14 protein-coding genes are annotated in these 17,592 nt (G+C 54.9%); 11 read left to right on the top strand and 3 right to left on the bottom strand.

What is annotated here, in order from left to right; translation table 11 throughout:
* The first annotated feature begins 524 nt into the window (after positions 1–524).
* The 10 genes from dctP to AC5EFR_RS21565 all read left to right on the top strand — a co-directional run bounded on the left by dctP (position 525) and on the right by AC5EFR_RS21565 (position 14,127).
* On the top strand, positions 525–1,541 hold the full coding sequence (dctP, locus tag AC5EFR_RS21610; protein ID WP_493577789.1) for a TRAP transporter substrate-binding protein DctP: 1,017 nt from the start codon (positions 525–527) through the stop codon (positions 1,539–1,541).
* Positions 1,542–1,686: 145 nt separating this feature from the next.
* A complete protein-coding gene (locus AC5EFR_RS21605; RefSeq protein ID WP_493577788.1) occupies positions 1,687–2,319 on the top strand; it encodes a TRAP transporter small permease subunit in 633 nt (210 codons plus the stop codon).
* A gap of 93 nt (positions 2,320–2,412) precedes the next feature.
* Positions 2,413–3,813, top strand: a complete 1,401-nt coding sequence (locus AC5EFR_RS21600) for a TRAP transporter large permease (RefSeq protein WP_493577787.1) — start codon at positions 2,413–2,415, stop codon at positions 3,811–3,813.
* Positions 3,814–3,956: 143 nt separating this feature from the next.
* Positions 3,957–4,781 carry an arsenate reductase/protein-tyrosine-phosphatase family protein gene (locus AC5EFR_RS21595; protein WP_493577786.1) on the top strand — a complete coding sequence of 275 codons (825 nt, stop codon included), beginning with the start codon at positions 3,957–3,959 and terminating at the stop codon, positions 4,779–4,781.
* A gap of 3 nt (positions 4,782–4,784) precedes the next feature.
* Complete coding sequence (locus AC5EFR_RS21590) at positions 4,785–5,783, top strand: ArsJ-associated glyceraldehyde-3-phosphate dehydrogenase (protein ID WP_493577785.1); 999 nt, start codon at positions 4,785–4,787, stop codon at positions 5,781–5,783.
* Positions 5,784–5,792: 9 nt separating this feature from the next.
* On the top strand, positions 5,793–7,058 hold the full coding sequence (gene arsJ, locus AC5EFR_RS21585; protein WP_493577784.1) for an organoarsenical effux MFS transporter ArsJ: 1,266 nt from the start codon (positions 5,793–5,795) through the stop codon (positions 7,056–7,058).
* Between the two features lie 468 nt (positions 7,059–7,526).
* Entirely contained in the window at positions 7,527–10,322 is a 2,796-nt protein-coding gene (locus AC5EFR_RS21580) for a bifunctional diguanylate cyclase/phosphodiesterase (RefSeq protein ID WP_493577783.1), read from the top strand.
* 370 nt (positions 10,323–10,692) lie between these two features.
* Complete coding sequence (dusA, locus tag AC5EFR_RS21575; protein ID WP_493577782.1) at positions 10,693–11,718, top strand: tRNA dihydrouridine(20/20a) synthase DusA; 1,026 nt, start codon at positions 10,693–10,695, stop codon at positions 11,716–11,718.
* A complete protein-coding gene (locus AC5EFR_RS21570) occupies positions 11,715–12,536 on the top strand; it encodes a sulfite exporter TauE/SafE family protein (RefSeq protein ID WP_493577781.1) in 822 nt (273 codons plus the stop codon). Before dusA ends, AC5EFR_RS21570 begins: the two co-directional genes overlap by 4 nt.
* 205 nt (positions 12,537–12,741) lie before the next feature.
* The gene (locus AC5EFR_RS21565; protein ID WP_493577780.1) at positions 12,742–14,127 is read left to right on the top strand and encodes a calcium-binding protein; all 1,386 of its coding nucleotides are present in this window, start codon (positions 12,742–12,744) and stop codon (positions 14,125–14,127) included.
* A 7-nt stretch (positions 14,128–14,134) separates the two neighbouring features.
* Here AC5EFR_RS21565 and AC5EFR_RS21560 read toward each other — a convergent pair whose 3' ends face one another.
* The 3 genes from AC5EFR_RS21560 to ccmI all read right to left on the bottom strand — a co-directional run bounded on the left by AC5EFR_RS21560 (position 14,135) and on the right by ccmI (position 16,241).
* A complete protein-coding gene (locus AC5EFR_RS21560) occupies positions 14,135–14,416 on the bottom strand; it encodes a DUF1289 domain-containing protein (RefSeq protein ID WP_493577779.1) in 282 nt (93 codons plus the stop codon).
* Positions 14,417–14,420: 4 nt separating this feature from the next.
* Positions 14,421–14,891 (bottom strand): Holliday junction resolvase RuvX, encoded by a 471-nt coding sequence (ruvX, locus tag AC5EFR_RS21555; RefSeq protein WP_299921277.1) that lies wholly within the window; start codon positions 14,889–14,891, stop codon positions 14,421–14,423.
* Between the two features lie 87 nt (positions 14,892–14,978).
* On the bottom strand, positions 14,979–16,241 hold the full coding sequence (gene ccmI / locus AC5EFR_RS21550; protein WP_493577778.1) for a c-type cytochrome biogenesis protein CcmI: 1,263 nt from the start codon (positions 16,239–16,241) through the stop codon (positions 14,979–14,981).
* A gap of 200 nt (positions 16,242–16,441) precedes the next feature.
* On the opposite strand from ccmI, the gene AC5EFR_RS21545 reads away from it, so the two are divergent.
* Positions 16,442–17,592 (top strand): sarcosine oxidase subunit beta family protein (locus AC5EFR_RS21545; RefSeq protein WP_493577777.1); only part of this gene is annotated, 1,151 nt, incomplete at its 3' end.

Here is a 17,592-nt window from a genome sequence, read left to right as displayed (position 1 = left end):
GACGCATCTACATGCGCCCCAGACGTCAGTGCCGATGATGGTGGATAGGTGGCTGCGGTGTCTGTGGATGTGGTTTTGTCGTTCATGGATGTCTCCTCCCAGTACGAATTGCTCCCCCATGATGCGGACTTCCGTCACGTCATCAGCTTGACTGGAGCATAGAGGAGTTGGAAAATTTTTGAAGAAAATAAATGATATGAATGGGTTATGTGTAAATACTTTTCAGAGGGTTTCGAAAATCTGTAAACGAATTTTCGAAATTGCTGCTAACCCCTTCGTTTTTCTGCATCTGCATCAATTCTGTTTGCGCAAGCATTTGTTAAGGATTTTGCACTTCTACGACCAAGGTCGTAGCTACGTAGTATTGGGTAGCCTGTGACAAAAGGTTCCGGGTCTTGAATGTGGGGCGCTAACGGCCAGTGACTCATCCCCTGAGCGAATCTCATCATTATCCCTTGCGAGAGGGCGCGGATGCGCTACGCTCGGGGTAAGACGGGAAAACCGTCGTATTTAGGGAGGAAATTATGAAAACCATCACAGCCAAGCTGCTGACCACCGCCATTGCCATCACATTCGCCGGCGAAGCCCTTGCGACCGAATGGAATGTTTCGGTCTGGGGCAAGCGTCGTGCCTTTACCGAACATGTCGAAAAGCTCGCTGAATTGGTGTCGGAAAAGACCGGCGGCGAATTCACCATGAATATTTCCTATGGTGGGCTGTCCAAGAACAAAGAGAACCTCGACGGGATTTCGATTGGCGCGTTCGAAATGGCACAGTTTTGTGCCGGGTATCACGCCGACAAAAACCGGGCGATCACGGTGTTGGAGCTGCCCTTTCTTGGTGTGAATACGCTTGAAGAAGAAGTCGCAGTCAGCCACGCGGTTTACGGACACCCTGCGGTTCAGGAAGAAATGGAGCAGTGGAGCGCCAAGCTCCTGATGACCTCGCCGATGCCACAATATAATATTGTCGGCACGGGCGATCCCCGCGATGAGCTGGCGGAATTTGAAGGCATGCGCGTTCGCGCCACCGGTGGTCTGGGCAAAGCCTTTGCTGCCGTTGGCGGCGTTCCCACATCCGTGACCGCAACAGAAGCCTTCCAAGCGATGGATAGCGGTGTTGTTGACACGGTTGCCTTTGCCCAGCACGCGCATTTGGCTTTTGGCACTATTAATGAAGCGGATTGGTGGACGGCCAACCTGAACCCTGGCACCGTCAACTGTCCGGTTGTTGTGAATACCGATGCCTATGACAGCCTGTCGGATGAGCATCGCGCGGCGCTAGACAGTTCTGTTGAAGAGGCAATTGCGCATTATTTGGCGAACTACGGGGCCCTGCTTGAAAAGTGGGATAGCGTTTTGGCTGATAAAGGCGTGACCAAGGTTGAAATCGCAGAGGCTGAATTGGCGAAGTTCCGCGACGTTGCCGGTAAACCGATCCACGATGCGTGGCTCGCTGACATGGCGGCCCAGGGGCTCCCTGCGCAAGAACTCTATGATCTGGTCTTCAAAACACTCGAAGACGTACGCGCGTCGAACTAACTGATACCGACCCCGGTGCAATGCCGGGGTCGTGTTTCATCGGTGAGGCGGGGAAAAATCGCGTGCACGCGATTTGCAAAAGTTTTGCAAAACTTTTGGTGCCACCCAGCCGCGCGGTTTTTCACAACAATAAAGCGGGGCAACTATGGCGGGTCAGTCAGCAGTGCTGAGCGACGACAGTTTGATTAGCAAACTGGATCAAAAACTAGAACGTATAGAAAGTGTCATGGCCTTCGTGTCTGGGCTTGGTGCGTTTTGCCTGATGGTTCTGGCGGTGGTGTCCGTGTCTGGGCGCAACATGTTCAACAAGCCGCTGCCGGGCTATGTTGATTGGATCGAGCTGGCCATGCCCTTTATCGCCATCTTCGGCATTGCCTATGTGCAACGTTCTGGCGGACATATCCGGATGGACATCTTGGTTGGACGCCTCAAAGGACGCGCGCTTTGGGCCTCGGAATTCATCACCACCTTTGGGATATTGATCCTGATGCTTGCGTTGATCTGGGGATCATGGGCGCATTTCGACCGTAGCTTTGATTTTGGCAAACCCAATTGGAGCCGTGACAGTTCCATCGACATTGGATTGCCGATCTGGCCGGCCAAACTTGTGGTGCCGGTGGCGTTTTCGGTGATGGGCCTTCGGGTGTTGATCCAACTTTGGGGATATGCCCGCGCCTTTGTGCTTGGGCTTGAGCGGCCGGTTGCCGTTCCCTTGGTGCAAAGCGTCGCGGATCAGGCCGCCGAAGAAGCCGCCCATATATCGGGGCACGACGAATGACGAGGTTGTCCCTGTCCGGGTGGACATCACCACACGAACCGTCTTCATCTCACGAAAAATTATGCAACAAACTCACACCCCGAGGACCCTCACATGGATAAGATTGAGATAGGCCTTTGGGTGACAAGCGGGATGCTTGTCATGGTGGTGCTGGGGATGCGCGTGGCCTTTGCGGCCGGGCTGGCGGGGTTGATTGGCCTTGTGTGGCTGCGCTGGGATCAGTTTGGCTATGATCCGGATCGGCTCTGGAAGGCGATTGAGATCAGCCTGAAGATCGCCGGTCAGGTGCCGCATTCCAAAGTGAGCAGTCAGGCGCTTAGCCTGATCCCGACCTTTATTCTGATTGGTTACCTTGCCTATTACGCCGGGCTAACCCGCGCCTTGTTTGAGGCCGCCAAACGCTGGATCGCTTGGGTTCCGGGGGGATTGGCGGTGTCGACCGTGTTCGCCACGGCGGGGTTCGCGGCGGTGTCCGGGGCATCAGTCGCCACGGCGGCGGTCTTTGCCCGCATTGCCATCCCCGAGATGCTAAAGGTCGGCTATGACAAACGTTTTGCTGCCGGGGTTGTTGCGGCGGGTGGCACCTTGGCAAGCCTCATCCCACCCTCGGCAATTTTGGTCATCTACGCCATTATCGTCGAACAAGACGTTGGCCGATTGCTCTTGGCAGGCTTTATTCCGGGGATGTTTTCGGCGGTCATATACGGGCTTTTGATCATCGGTCTTGCCCTGACTATCCCAAACTTTGGTCCTCCGGTGGGCGGCTTTACCTGGAAAGAACGGTTTGCGTCCTTGCCGCCCGCCTTGCCGATTGTGGCGGTCGTGGTGATCATCATCTGTTTTGTCTATAACCCGTTTGGCGGAGATGCATGGGGCACGCCGACCGAGGGCGGGGCCATTGGGGCGTTTATCGTGTTCTGCATGGCACTTTTCCGAGGCATGCGGATGTCTGAGCTGAAGGACGCGCTCACCGAAACCGCCAAATTGTCGGTCATGATCTTTTCGATCATTTGGGGCGTGTTGATCTATGTACGCTTTTTGGGCTTTGCCGATTTGCCAACGGCCTTTGCCGATTGGATCACGTCCTTAGAATATTCGCCGATGTTGATCCTTGTCTGCATTCTATTGGCCTATGCGGTTTTGGGCATGTTCATGGATGCGATTGGCATGTTGTTGCTTACCTTGCCGGTGGTCTACCCGGCGATCATGGCCTTGAACGGCGGTGAAACGGTTGCGGCGGCGGATAGCGCCTTTGGCATGTCGGGCACCATGTGCGCGATCTGGTTCGGGATTTTGGTGGTGAAGATGGCCGAGTTTTGCTTGATCACACCGCCGATCGGGTTGAACTGTTTTGTTGTTGCCGGGGTGCGGCCAGAGCTTTCGGTTCAGGATGTGTTTCGAGGTGTGACTCCATTTTTCATCGCCGATGCGGTGACAATTGCCCTATTGGTGATGTTCCCTGCGATTGTACTTTGGTTGCCGTCTTTGGCGTGACCTTGTGAAAAGAGGAGGGGGCGCTGCCCCCTCTGGAGCCTGTTGGCTCCATTCACCCCCGGGATATTTGGGGAAAGAAGAAACTTTGGGTGTCATATAAAGTTCACTTGGCGACTCAGGTATAATTCCGTATTTCCAGAAATATGGAAAAAGAAGTGATCTCCCAACTGGCCTCCCTTGCGCATGACCGCCGTTTATCGGTGTTTCGCCTTTTGATGCGACGCTTTCCTGATGCCGTAGCGGCGGGTGAGCTGGCGCAGGTTTTAGACCTCCCACCATCTTCGTTGTCTACCTGTTTGTCGCATTTACGACAGGCCGGATTGGTTGCCCAAACACGGGTTGGGACATCGCTTCTCTACTCCGCTGATACGCAGGCTGCGTCGCGTTTGGTCACCTACCTCGCGTCTGATTGCTGTCGCGGGCGCCCAGATATGTGTTTACCCAATCCTCATCGAACGGAGCCTGAGATGGCCATTCGGAAATACAATGTTTTGTTCATCTGCACCGGCAATTCTGCCCGGTCAATTTTTGCCGAAACTTTGATGCGCGAGATGGCGGGGGACCGGTTTGATGTCTATTCGGCCGGAACCAAGCCGCAGTCCGAGTTAAACCCATTTGCCGTCGAATTGCTGGCGTCAAAAGGGCACGACACGTCGGGCCTGCGGGCAAAAAAACTCGAAGAATTTACCGGCGAGGGTGCGGTGCAGATGGATTTTGTTTTTACCGTCTGTGACACGGCCGCCAACGAAGATTGCCCACCTTGGCCCGGTCAGCCGATGACCGGCCATTGGGGGCAGGCGGACCCGGTCAAAGCCACCGGGACAGATGCCGAAAAGAGACTGGCCTTTCAACAGGTCTATGGCGCGTTGCGCAATCGCATCCGCGCCTTTGCCGCATTGCCGGTTGAGACCCTTGGTCGGGCCAGCTTGCAAAGTGAAATCGACGACATTGCCAAACAGGAAGACTGAGACATGGTAACTTATGCAATCAACGGCCTTGGCCGGATGGGTAAATTGGTGATCAAACCGCTGATCGAGGCGGGGGTCGACATCCGTTGGGTTAATGACGCCGTTGGGGATGCGGCCACCCATGCGCATCTGTTGGAATTTGACACGGTGCATGGCCGTTGGGATGCCACGTTTTCCAGCGACGAAGACAGTCTAACCATCAACGGAACCCGGATTCCGGTGTATCAAACCCGCGATTTGGCGGATTTGCCTCTGGCGGAGGTTGATGTTGTCATTGATTGCACTGGCTATTTCAAAACCGACGCTCTTATTCAGCCCTATTTCGATGCCGGGGTGAAAAAGGTTGTTGTGTCTGCCCCGGTCAAGGATGGCAATGCCGCCAATCTGGTGATGGGTGTGAACGACGACATCTATAATTCAGACGTGCACAAGATTGTCACCGCTGCGTCCTGCACCACCAACTGTTTGGCTCCGGTGGTTAAAGTCATCCACGAGGGGCTTGGCATCAAACACGGGTCGATGACGACCATTCATGACGTGACCAATACCCAGACCATTGTTGACAAACCGCACAAGGATCTGCGTCGGGCTCGGTCCGCGTTGAACTCGTTGATCCCAACATCCACCGGTTCGGCGACGGCGATCACCCTCATCTACCCCGAGCTCAAGGGCCGGTTAAACGGTCACGCTGTGCGGGTTCCCTTATTGAACGCATCCCTGACGGATTGCGTGTTTGAGGTTGAGCGCGAAACCACGGTGGAGGAAGTCAACGCCTTGTTCCAAGCCGCCGCCGAAGGCGAGTTAAAGGGTATTTTGGGCTATGAAACGCGGCCGTTGGTGTCGACCGATTACACCAACGACGAACGCAGCTCGATCATTGATGCGCTCTCGACCATGGTTGTGAACGGGACGCAGGTCAAAATCTACGCGTGGTACGACAACGAATGGGGCTATGCGCACCGTTTGGCCGATGTCGCGCGCAAAGTCGGCGCATCGCTGTAGGGAAAGACCATGGACCAGGTTGCGAAGAAACCAAACGGGGTGGCGGCCTATGTTGCCGTCACCGCCGCCTATTGGGCGTTTATGCTCACCGATGGCGCGTTGCGTATGTTGGTGTTGCTACACTTTCACAGCCTGGGCTTTTCCCCGGTCCAATTGGCTTACCTTTTCTTGCTGTATGAATTGGCGGGGATCGTGACCAATATTTCGGCAGGCTGGATCGCCGCGCGATTTGGATTGACCAGCACGCTTTACGCGGGCCTCAGCCTGCAAATCGTAGCCTTGCTGGCATTGGCGCAACTTGATCCCGCTTGGGGTCTGACTGCGTCAGTGGTTTTTGTCATGGCCGTCCAAGGGCTATCTGGCGTCGCCAAGGATCTGTCGAAAATGTCGGCCAAATCTGCGGTCAAATTGCTTGCCCCAACGGGGCAGGGCGGGTTGTTCAAATGGGTGGCCGTTCTGACCGGCTCCAAAAACGCCGTCAAAGGGCTGGGCTTTTTGCTGGGGGCCGGATTGTTGGCGCTGGCCGGGTTTGTACCGGCGGTCTTGGGGATGGCGGGGGTTTTGGCGATTGTTTTGGTGGCTGTCGCGCTCCGTATGCCGCCTGGCCTGCCCACCGGGAAAAAGGACGCCAAGTTCAAAGAGGTGATTTCCAAAGACCGCAACATCAATTGGCTTAGCTTTGCACGGGTGTTTCTATTTGGGGCGCGGGATGTTTGGTTTGTTGTTGGTATCCCGGTCTATTTCTATGCGGTGCTGTCCGACGGATCAGAAGAGGGCAACCGGCTGGCCTTTTTCACCATTGGTAGCTTTATGGCCGTCTGGACGATCCTTTACGGGTTTGTACAAGGCGCGGCCCCGCGCATTTTACGCGCCAAAACGCGACCCGAAAGCGAGATCATTCAGGCGGCACGCAATTGGGCCGCGATGCTTATGATTGTGCCGCTGATTTTGTCCGGATTGGTTTGGGTTGCAGGGGCTCCGGCACCTTGGTTGACCCTATCTTTGATCCTTGGTTTGCTTATGTTCGGGGCGCTGTTTGCCATTAATTCCTCGCTGCATTCCTATCTCATTTTGGCCTTTTCAAAAGGGGATCGCGTGACGATGGATGTCGGTTTTTACTATATGGCCAATGCCGCGGGGCGCTTGTTGGGAACGCTTTTGTCGGGCCTAAGTTACCAGTTGGGCGGGATCGTTTTGTGCTTAGTTGTTGCTATGGCGATGCTTGGGATGAGCGCGCTAGGTGCAAGCAAGCTCCGTTCTCTCGACGGTGACTAAAACGATGTTTGAATCCGAACGGGACGCCAACTCTGGACCGAAAACTGTCTCTCGACGCATCGAAAAAGGAATGGGTCGTAGCCCTAACGTTTAGCGGTGTCTAAGGCGGCTCAAAGACAGGATGAAATGGTTAAACCTTCTTAACCAGGGCGCCCCGACAATACTGTTGGAATGATGTTACGTTAATGAATTTGCATTTCTGCGACACTTTGTGTTTGCCTGAATACCGCTACGATTGACCTATGGCACCAGAGGGCGCATAGTTTTAAACTATTAGTAGAAAAGGATTTGAGAAATCGCGCTCTGGCGGTAGGCTCAGTCATATGTTCTCTAAAGGCTTCGGAAATTCGTGTTTGTCGTTGATCAGCATTTCTTGGAAGGGCGCATTGGGTCAAATGACCATTGCGCGCCTATTTTTATGTCAATCCGCCCAAGAAGGCTCAGTTTTTTAGGACAAAAAAGGGTGATATGTTTTCGTTGACTGGCATATCACCCATGTTTCGACGGATGAAGTCACGTCGGTTGCGATCGCGTTTGCAGGCATTGATTTTGTTTGCGGCGGTTCCAAGCGCCCTCAGCATCGTCTATTTCGGCCTCCAAAGCTACCAGCTAGAATTGGATAGAAATTCAGAAGAAACGCGGCGCATAACCTCTCAATTGGTGACGACGCAACAGGGGTTGGTGGCCGACACCGAGAGCTTTCTAAAGAAATTGGCGCTTTCAGAAGCGGTGCAAGACCCAACCAGTCAAAACTGTGGTGTGTTTCTTTCCCAGGTTTTACAGCTTTCCCATATCTATCAGAATTTGGGTGCACCAAGGTGGGATGGAGACCTGTTGTGCAATGCGCTTCCCTTGCAAAGCCCTGTAAATGTCTCTGATCGTCCCTATATCCGCCGTGCGATGGACAAGGAGGTTTTTTCAGTTGGGACCTTTCAAACGGATCGAGCCACCGGTTTAACCAGCGTTAATTTTGCCCATCCAATCATCCCCGAGGGGCAAAACGACCCTATAGGTGCCGTGGTCGCCGTTTTGGGGCTTGAGTGGTGGAGCACGCATTTAATGCGTGAAGCATTGCCCGATGGGGCCGTAGCGACAATTACCGACCGGCAGGGGCGCATTGTGGCAGTTCATCCGCCCGATGTTGCGGCTCTGGGCGAAACGCTTGAGGGACACGGACGATTGGCGTTAGGAGCATCCAGTGACGAAGGCGCGGTCGTCGAAGGAGAAGATGGGGTGCGACGTGTGGTGTCGCAACGCGTCTTATTCGAAGACGGTGAGGGGCAACCGGTCCAAGTCAGCCTTGGATTGCCCGTAGAAGGAGCCCTAATACAGGCCCGGATGACAGTTTTCTGGCGGTTGATCGCTTTGTGTTCTCTGGTCGTTGTTTTCAGTGGCCTTGCTTTTCGCATGTTGGAAAAACAGGTGTTGCGGCCGCTTGCGGCCTTGAACCAGGCAATCCAAGGCTTTGAAAAAGGCAAGGTGGATGCCCAATTGTTTGATAAACAAGCGGTAAAAATTTCAGATTTCGAACACATCTCCAATAGTTTCCGCCGCATGTCACATGCGCGGTTGACGGCTGAAACGCTGGAAGCAGAGAGGCGTCGCCAATTGCAGGCCTTGCTGCAAGCCTTGCCAGATACATATTTTCGGTTGTCCCGGGATGGAACAATTCTGGAATACAAGGCATCGGACGAACAAGATTTGTTAATGTCACCGGAGATGTTTTTGGGGCACCGCGTGGCCGATATTTTGCCTGGCGATGCCTTGGATCTCTATGAAAAGAACGTAGATCGCTTTCATCAAACTAAAGAAGCGGTAACTTGGGAATACCAACTGGAAATCAACTTAGTCCACGTCGACTTTGAAGCGCGTTTGCAGGCCATTCCGGGGTCAAACGAAATGGTGCTGGTGGTCCGCAATATTTCGGAGGTAAAGCGGGCGCGCGAAAAAATCCTTCTCCAAGCGCGGACTGACTTTCTCACCCGTTTGCCCAATCGGACGAGTTTAACAGCCGAAACCGAAGCCGCGTCTTTTACCGCCCGCACGTTGGGGCAGGCGCTGGTTTTGATGTTTGTTGATCTGGATGGGCTCAAAAAGGTAAATGATCGCTTGGGCCATGCCACCGGGGATGGCTTGTTGAAGCTGGTGGCTCAACGCTTGCAAAGTTGTCTTTCGGAAACAGATTTTGTAGCTCGCCACGCGGGGGATGAATTTGTAATTTTATTGCGTGGAGAAACTGCGCTTGAACGCGTCGACAAAGTCTCCCAACGTGTATTGAACACGATGCAGCGCCCCTTTGAAATCGGCGGGGAAACGGTTTCAATCGCTGCGTCAATTGGCATTGCCCATAGCCCTTCTGATGCCGCCACCCCTCAGGCATTGTTGAGCGCGGCGGACCAAGCCATGTATCTGGCCAAGGGCGAAGGCGGCGGCCGCATTCGTCACTACACCCCGGAAATTGGCAATCGAAACGCGCACCGTTTGCGGATGCTGGATGATTTACATCACGCGCTAGAATTTGACGAATTTGATTTGCACTATCAGCCAATTGTCAATTTGCAAACCGGGCGCGTGGTTTTGGCAGAAGCCCTATTGCGGTGGAACCACCCGGATTTTGGTTTGTTGACACCTGATAAATTTTTGCCCTTTGCGGAAGAGGCAGGTTTGATGGTCGCGCTCGGCGATATGGGGCTGCGGCGGGCCTGTTGTGATTTGAAGGATTTCCGGGATCGCTTTGGCGCGGGCTTTCAAATCTGTGTCAATCACTCGCCAACAGAGCTTAGCGCGCGCGAACACGGGCATGGCCTCGATTGGGCCAGCTATATCAAGGAAAACACCCCCGAAGACGCCTCTATCTTGATCGAAATAACCGAGGCGGCCTTGCTCGACCCGACCCCGTTTACACTTGCGTCACTCAAGGCTTTTCGCGAAGCAGGCATCGACGTGGCTTTGGATGATTTTGGGGCCGGGTATTCCAGCCTGATCTATTTTTTGAATAACGAGTTTGACTACCTGAAAATTGACCGGGAATTTGCTCAGAACGCTCCGGAAAGTGTGCGCGCAACCGGGTTGTGCGAAACGATCCTTGGCCTGTCGCAGCGTCTAGGCAGTAAAGCAATCGCTGAGGGGATAGAACGCGAAGCGCAACTGCGGTTTTTCCAACAACGAGGATGCACTTTGGGCCAGGGCTTCTTGTTCTCCAAGGCTCTCTCTAAAGACGATTTCATGTCTCTGCCGCACGAAGTTGAGCTCGTGACAGCCTAGGGTTTGAAACCGGTGCCTATTCAGCCGCAGTCGCAAGGCATGTCTACCTTTGCTTGAAAGTGTGAAACACCCGGTCGCTCCGTCGGGGATGTCAACGGACTAAGCGTTGACGGCAGGCTGGTAAAAGGGCGCATCCAAGAACCAATCCGGGATGCATTGGCTGCGCGTCGCAAAGAGATACCCTCGTTCTAGGTCCTAAGCCGTGCATGTTGCGCGCATCAGCGTGATGTCAATCGCCGCCAAATCACCTGACAATGCGAGGTAGAATTCTCATGGAGAAGAGTGCTACATCGCGGCACCCGTGTTACATCGTCTGACACCGCGTTCAAAATTGGGGCCTAGAAAAGCCAAAACGAGGAAAATGTGAAAAATGGTTGATCGAAAAAACCAAGACACATCAGGGTTTTTTAATGTTCGACGCTCTGCACGTCTTTCCGTTGCCCCGATGATGGATTGGACGGACAGGCATTGTCGTTTTATGCACCGGCTCATCTCGCACGACGCGTTATTGTATACCGAAATGGTGACGGCCCCGGCGTTGGTGCGCGGGGGGGCTTTGCACCTTCTTGACTTCAATTCTGAGGAGCACCCTGTTGCGCTCCAACTTGGGGGATCGGACCCGGAAGAACTGGCCAAGGCGGCGCAGTTTGGGGCCAAGGCCGGTTACGATGAGATTAACCTAAATTGCGGATGCCCGTCGGATCGTGTGCAATCAGGCACATTTGGGGCTGTGTTGATGAAACACCCCGAACTCGTTGCACGCTGTATCAGCGCCATGCGCGAGGTTGTCGACGTTGATGTGACCGTGAAGTGTCGCATTGGTGTGGATGACCAAGACCCTCATGTGGTGTTGCCGCACTTCCTTGAGCTTATCGCCGAAGCCGGGGTGACACGCGTGACCATCCATGCGCGCAAAGCCTGGCTGCAAGGGCTAAGCCCGAAAGAAAATCGCGATATTCCGCCATTGGACTACGATCTTGTCTTTGCGATGAAAAAGCAATTTCCGGCCCTTCATATCTCGATCAATGGCGGGATTGGCGATCTTGAAACCGCAGGTCAAATGCTGGATCGGGGCCTTGATGGTGTCATGATTGGTCGGGCTGCCTATCACCAGCCTTGGGACATTCTGGGCGACGCTGATGCACGTTTGTTTGGTGGTCAAACCTGTACGACGGCACGTCAAGTCGCATTGGACATGTTGCCCTATATCGAAACACATCTATCTTCTGGCGGGCGCCTGCATCAGGTTGCCCGGCATATGCTTGGGCTTTTTGCCGGGCAACCGGGCGCGCGACGCTGGCGGCAGGTTCTGTCGACACAGGCAACAAAAGACGGCGCAGGACCAGAGGTGGTTTTGGATGCGCTAGAAAAAATGGATGAGGCGCTGACCGCATGACTTTGGACTTTTCGACCCTGCTTCCCCTGTTGGTTTTGCTTCTGCTTTCGTCTGCTTTTGCAGGCATTTTGGCCGGCTTGTTGGGCGTCGGTGGTGGCATTGTTTTGGTTCCGGTGTTTTTCTACATCTTTGGCTGGTTGGGTTTTGATGGCCCGATGTTGATGCAGGTCTGTCTTGCGACGTCTTTGGGCACAATTATCCTAACGTCGCTGCGCTCGGTTCAGGCGCATAACAAACGCGGGGCGGTTGATTGGTCTATCTTGAAAGCTTGGACACCTGGAATCGTGATTGGCGCAATTCTAGGCGTGACCGTTGCTGCGGGTCTGCGCTCTGACGCCTTGGAAGTGATTTTCGGAGTTTTGGCTGGGATCATCGGCCTTTATCTGGCGTTTGGTCGAGAGACCTGGCGCTTGGGGAGCGCCATGCCGACCGGGGCCGCCCTTATGACGCTCTCTCCGGGTATGGGGTTCATGTCTGTTTTGATGGGCATTGGCGGCGGCAGTTTTGGTGTTCCGCTTATGACTTTGTTTTCGGTGCCAATGCATCGCGCAGTTGCAACTGCGGCCGGATTTGGCGTGTTGATTGCCGTTCCTTCTGTTATCGGATTTTTGTTTTTGGAAATTGCTGATGCACCGCCAATGACAATTGGGGCGGTCAATTTACCCGCCTTTGTTATCGCAGTGTCTATGACGATGCTCACCGCGCCTTTGGGGGCGAAGTTGGCGCATTCATTACCTGCGAAATCACTTAAACGTGTTTTTGGGATATTCCTATTGCTTGTAGGTGGGAACATGTTGCGTCAAGCGATTTGGGGGTAAGTGTATGATTCCCATGGCGAGATCAAAACCCTAACCCTAGGGGTGTTTAACGGACAATCAATTCTAATATCCGGCGAATTTAATGCGTGAGGCGGAACAATCCGCTTGGCAAATCAGGATTGTTGCATAGCCGACCTCAATTCACCGAAAAATTTGTGCAAGTTCAAAAACAAGTTTAGGTGTAAATTTGATTTTGGAGGTTTCAATGGCTTGGTTTCTTGCACTTTTTCCTTTGCTTTTGATGGGCGCTTTGGTTGGTGGCGATGGCGACGATGACGGCGCAAGCAGCTCTTCCAGCGATGACCCTGTCGATACAGAGCCTGATCCAAGCGATCCGACCGGTGATGACGATACCATTGAAGGGTCACAAGATGACGATTCAATTTTTGCCCTTGCTGGGGCTGACTTGGTTTATGCCGGGGCGGGGGATGACTTTGTAAGAGGCAACGGTGGCGATGATACCTTGCATGGCCAGGAAGGCGACGACTCCCTAAGCGGCAATTTGGGCGAAGATCGGATTCTTGGCGGTGATGGCAACGATCAATTGAACGGTGGCTCAAACGACGACCGTCTAGATGGACAGCAAGGCGACGATCTCGTGCTTGGTGGAGGCGGAGATGATCTTCTCCACGGTAGCGAGGGTGACGATTCCCTAGAGGGAGACACTGGAAACGACAGTTTGTTTGGTGGGGTTGGTGACGATACCTTACTTGGCGGCGATGGAAATGATGATCTACACAGCAGACTGGGAAACAGCATTTTAGACGGTGGTGAAGGCAACGACACGCTCGAAGTTGATGGTGGATCCAGCACGCTTTTGGGCGGGACTGGTGACGATCAACTGACCATCAATCGTTACGGGGCCGATCTGAATTCGGATTCTTTGGACGGTGGCGAGGGGGATGATACCCTATTGGCGGGCCATGCGGATGATACGCTTGTTGGTGGTCTCGGCTCTGATAGCGTGAGCGGTGGCGACGGCGACGACAGTATTTGTGGCGATGATCTCGCCCATGAGGGTGACAGTGCCGAAGGTGATGACACCCTGCATGGCGAAGCTGGTGACGACACTATAACTGGGAATGGCGGTGATGACAGCCTGACGGGTGATGAGGGCGACGATGTGCTCTCTGGCGGGGATGGCGACGACACTTTGTTCTCGGGAATGGGGACGGATGCACTTTTTGGCGGCAATGGAAGTGACACCTTGATCAACGATGCCGGGTTTAGCGTGGCTACAGGCGGTTTGGGAGCCGACACATTTGTCGTTGATACCATTGGCGGGCTAGTCTCTGCCGAAGCGGATCACGCCATGCGGGTGACGGATTTCACCACATTGGGCGACGACGCGGATGTTCTACGGATCGAACTAAACGGATCCCAGTTTGGCGGCGAAGGCCTGCCAAGTGGTGATGTCGATATCGTTGCCGATGGGGTGACCGGCGATATGTTGGTTCAGATAGACCACGACGGAGAGACGCTGACACTGGCGCGCATTGATGATGGGGTTGCCAATGGATTTAGCGCGGAAAATGTGGTTGTCACGATTTCTGAACCCGTAGCTGAGGCGGAAGACGAGGTCGCTGCCTAAGTGGAATTCAGGTCGCTTTGGCCCGCGTTTGTCGGGCCTTGCGACCGCCACGGCGTTTGCTGATACTTGACTGACGATCCGGAAGCGTGGCCATGATCTGGCTGCGCTCTTGGTTTGTTAGCTTGGACCAACGTGTGATTTCATCAATGGACCGCAGGCACCCAGTGCATAGGCGTGCCTCGGGGTGGATGACGCAAATTTGCACACAGGGGCTTTGGATTTCATCACGTTGCCAGACCGCAGCTTTTGCAGCGGCTTGGGCGCGGGAAGTGGCGAGTTCGTCCTTCAAAGGGTCAGCCTCCGAGATGGCGCAACCGATCGAGCGCCCCTTGTAGGATATACGAGGCGGCGACGTGATCTATGACCTCGGAGCGACGTTTTCGTGACGTATCCGCCTCAAGGAGGGCACGTTCGGCGGCCACTGTGCTTAGGCGCTCGTCCCAAAATGTGATGGGGCCGTCCCATAGCCGGGTGAAATTGCGGGCAAAAGCGCGGGTTGATTGGCAGCGTGCCCCTTCGGACCCGTCCATGTTGCGCGGCAGGCCCAGAACGACCCCAGCGATGTCTCGCTTTTGAAGGATGACGATCAAAGCTTCGGCATCCAACGTGAATTTCTTGCGCTTGATGGTTTCGATTGGCGTCGCGACGCTTCGCAACCCATCAGATACGGCAACGCCGATTGTCTTGGTGCCAAGATCCAAACCCGCCACGGCGCGCATCGGGGGCAGGGCGGTCGCAAATTCAGTGATGTCTTCGTAGATCATAGTGGCGAAAGGCCCTTTTCAAGCGACGCCCACCCGCCCACCCCGTCCCTTGAAAAGGGCCCGGTGGCGATGCGGATTGTGGCGGAGTTATTTGGTAAGACCTGAGCGGGTCGCTGCGGCGTCGATCTTTTCTAAAGATGCAGGATCATTGGCAAAAACACCCTTGGCCTCATCATAGATAGCCTGCGCGCGTTCGGTATCGCCTATAACGCCAAGCGCCGTGATCAGTTTGGCCCAATCGGGGGCGGGGCCACCTTCTTCGGCCAAACGTTCCGACAGGTTTTCCACCATGCCAAGGATCATCTCTTGGCGTTCTTCAGGTGTCATATCCGACGCGGCGGCCACATCTGCCGCACTTGGTCCGGCTTGATCGCCATGCCCCTCGGGCAACGGCGGTAGCTCGTAACGGCTGATGCCGGCGCGAAAGGCGAGTTCTTCGATTTGGGCGCGGATTGGGCCAATCCAAGGGGCCTCCGGGGGGCTTGAGCGCAGCAGGATGTCCCACATCTGAAAGGCGACGTCGGGGCGGCCGGTCTGGGCCATCATCAACCCGCCATAAAAGCGCGCCACGCCGTTCTCTGGATCAAGGGCCAACGCCTGTTCAAGGACCTCCTGCGCCTCAGGAGAAACGTACCCCCCGGCTGCGATGATCATCATATCGGCCAGATCGGTATAGTCTTTGGCTGCGGCGCGTTCGCCCAACAGGGTCACCAATTTCGCCTGAACCTCATAGGCGGCTTTGTAGTTGCCCAATGTGGCTTCGGTGCTGGCGAGCAACACCAAACCGCGTTCATCATCGGGGCGTTTCTCAACGGCATCACGCAGTTGCACCACAAGTTTCATGTAATCTTCTGGGGCGTCGACAGGTTCGGCCGCGGGCATGCGCTCTTCGGCGTCGGCTTGGCTCATTCGGTTGTCGCGCGCCTTTTGCGATTCTTCCATGCGCACCGCTAGGGGCATATCTGGCGTGCCGGGATTGCCAAGATAGGTATAGAGGCCAAATCCGCCGCCCAAAACCGTAGCAGCCACCAAGCCAGCCATAACAAAGCTGGCTATCCCGGCTTTTCCGGCGTCGCTGTTGCCTTCTTTGGCGGCTGTATCCGCCGCCAAAATACGGCGTGAAATCTCAACCTTGAGACGCTCGGCCTCATCGGCGGCAATCGTGCCCCGCGCTGTGTCTTTTTCGATCTCGCTAAGCTGATCGCGGTAAACCTGCAAATCAAACGCCTCGGCTGGTCCGGTGTCGCGATTGCCGCGCAGCAACGCCAGCAGCAAAAGCACCGTTAAAACCAGCGCCAATGCGCCTGTGAGGATCCAGAACATGATGTTGCCTCCGTCGTGTTCTGCCATGATCTATAGGTGCGGGGCCAAGGAAAAAAGGGCAAAAGTCAAGCGATCAGCGGGATGTGACAACGCGCGCCAAACTTTGCGCGTCGGCTTTGCCGCAGGGCCATGTCGCAACTGTGTCAAATGTGACGGTTGTGTGCCGCCGCTTTCACGCTAACCATTTATCACAATACACGAACCTTGAGCTTTGGGATTCGACCCTCATGAAACGCTATTCTGCCTTTGCTATTGCGCGCGAAGCCCTGCGCGACCACACCGGATGGGAGCGCGCCTGGCGCAAGGCCCAGCCGAAAAAGCGCTATGACGTGATTATCGTGGGGGCCGGGGGCCATGGCCTCGCAACCGCTTATTACCTTGGCAAAAACTTCGGGATCACCAATGTTGCGATCATCGAAAAAGGCTGGCTTGGCGGCGGCAATACCGGGCGCAACACCACGATCATTCGCTCCAACTACCTCCAAGATCCGTCTGCGGCGATCTATGAAAAGGCCCGGTCTCTTTACGAAACTATGAGCCAAGACCTGAACTATAACGTCATGTTTAGCCCGCGTGGCGTGATGATGTTGGCCCAAACCGAACACGAGGTGCGCGGCTATCAACGCACCGCCCATGCCAATGCGCTTCAAGGCGTGTCGACCGAGTTCATTTCGCCCCAACGGGTCAAAGAGATCGTGCCGATCATGAATATCAACGGCCCGCGCTACCCTGTGCTTGGGGCGCTGTGGCAAGAACGCGCCGGAAGCGCGCGCCATGATGCGGTCGCTTGGGGCTATGCCCGGGCCTGTAGCGCTATGGGCATGGACATTATCCAGAAATGCGAAGTCACCGGCGTGATGCAAGAGGGCGGCAAGGTCACCGGTGTCTCGACCTCCAAGGGCGATATCGCTTGTGAAAAGCTGGGCATGGTCGTTGCGGGTCATTCCGGCGCTTTGGCCGATATGGCCGGGTTCCGATTGCCGCTGGAATCCGTTGCGCTTCAGGCCTTGGTGTCCGAGCCAATCAAACCAATCATGAATTGCGTGGTCATGGCCAACACCGTGCATGGTTACATGTCGCAATCGGACAAAGGCGAAATGGTCATTGGCGGCGGCACCGATGCCTATAACAACTATACCCAGCGCGGCTCCTTTCATCATGTCGAAGAAACCGTGCGTGCCTTGATCGAAACATTCCCGATGCTGTCGCGCCTAAAGATGCTGCGCCAATGGGGCGGGATTGTCGACGTGACCGGGGATCGTTCGCCCATTTTGTCGAAAACACCACTAGAAGGCTGCTTTATCAACTGCGGCTGGGGCACCGGCGGGTTCAAGGCCATTCCCGGCTCGGGCTGGGGTTTTGCCGAACTGATGGCGCG

Source organism: Pelagimonas sp. (assembly GCF_058892305.1).
This window is presented reverse-complemented; position numbering and strand designations above follow the sequence as displayed.

Excerpts from the sequence above, each read along its gene's own strand:
- dctP (WP_493577789.1), top strand. The coding sequence starts at position 525 with ATGAAAACCATCACAGCCAAGCTGCTGACCACCGCCATTGCCATCACA.
- AC5EFR_RS21605 (WP_493577788.1), top strand. The coding sequence starts at position 1,687 with ATGGCGGGTCAGTCAGCAGTGCTGAGCGACGACAGTTTGATTAGCAAA.
- AC5EFR_RS21600 (WP_493577787.1), top strand. The coding sequence starts at position 2,413 with ATGGATAAGATTGAGATAGGCCTTTGGGTGACAAGCGGGATGCTTGTC.
- AC5EFR_RS21595 (WP_493577786.1), top strand. The coding sequence starts at position 3,957 with ATGGAAAAAGAAGTGATCTCCCAACTGGCCTCCCTTGCGCATGACCGC.
- AC5EFR_RS21590 (WP_493577785.1), top strand. The coding sequence starts at position 4,785 with ATGGTAACTTATGCAATCAACGGCCTTGGCCGGATGGGTAAATTGGTG.
- arsJ (WP_493577784.1), top strand. The coding sequence starts at position 5,793 with ATGGACCAGGTTGCGAAGAAACCAAACGGGGTGGCGGCCTATGTTGCC.
- AC5EFR_RS21580 (WP_493577783.1), top strand. The coding sequence starts at position 7,527 with ATGTTTTCGTTGACTGGCATATCACCCATGTTTCGACGGATGAAGTCA.
- dusA (WP_493577782.1), top strand. The coding sequence starts at position 10,693 with ATGGTTGATCGAAAAAACCAAGACACATCAGGGTTTTTTAATGTTCGA.
- AC5EFR_RS21570 (WP_493577781.1), top strand. The coding sequence starts at position 11,715 with ATGACTTTGGACTTTTCGACCCTGCTTCCCCTGTTGGTTTTGCTTCTG.
- AC5EFR_RS21565 (WP_493577780.1), top strand. The coding sequence starts at position 12,742 with ATGGCTTGGTTTCTTGCACTTTTTCCTTTGCTTTTGATGGGCGCTTTG.
- ruvX (WP_299921277.1), bottom strand. The coding sequence starts at position 14,891 with ATGATCTACGAAGACATCACTGAATTTGCGACCGCCCTGCCCCCGATG.
- ccmI (WP_493577778.1), bottom strand. The coding sequence starts at position 16,241 with ATGGCAGAACACGACGGAGGCAACATCATGTTCTGGATCCTCACAGGC.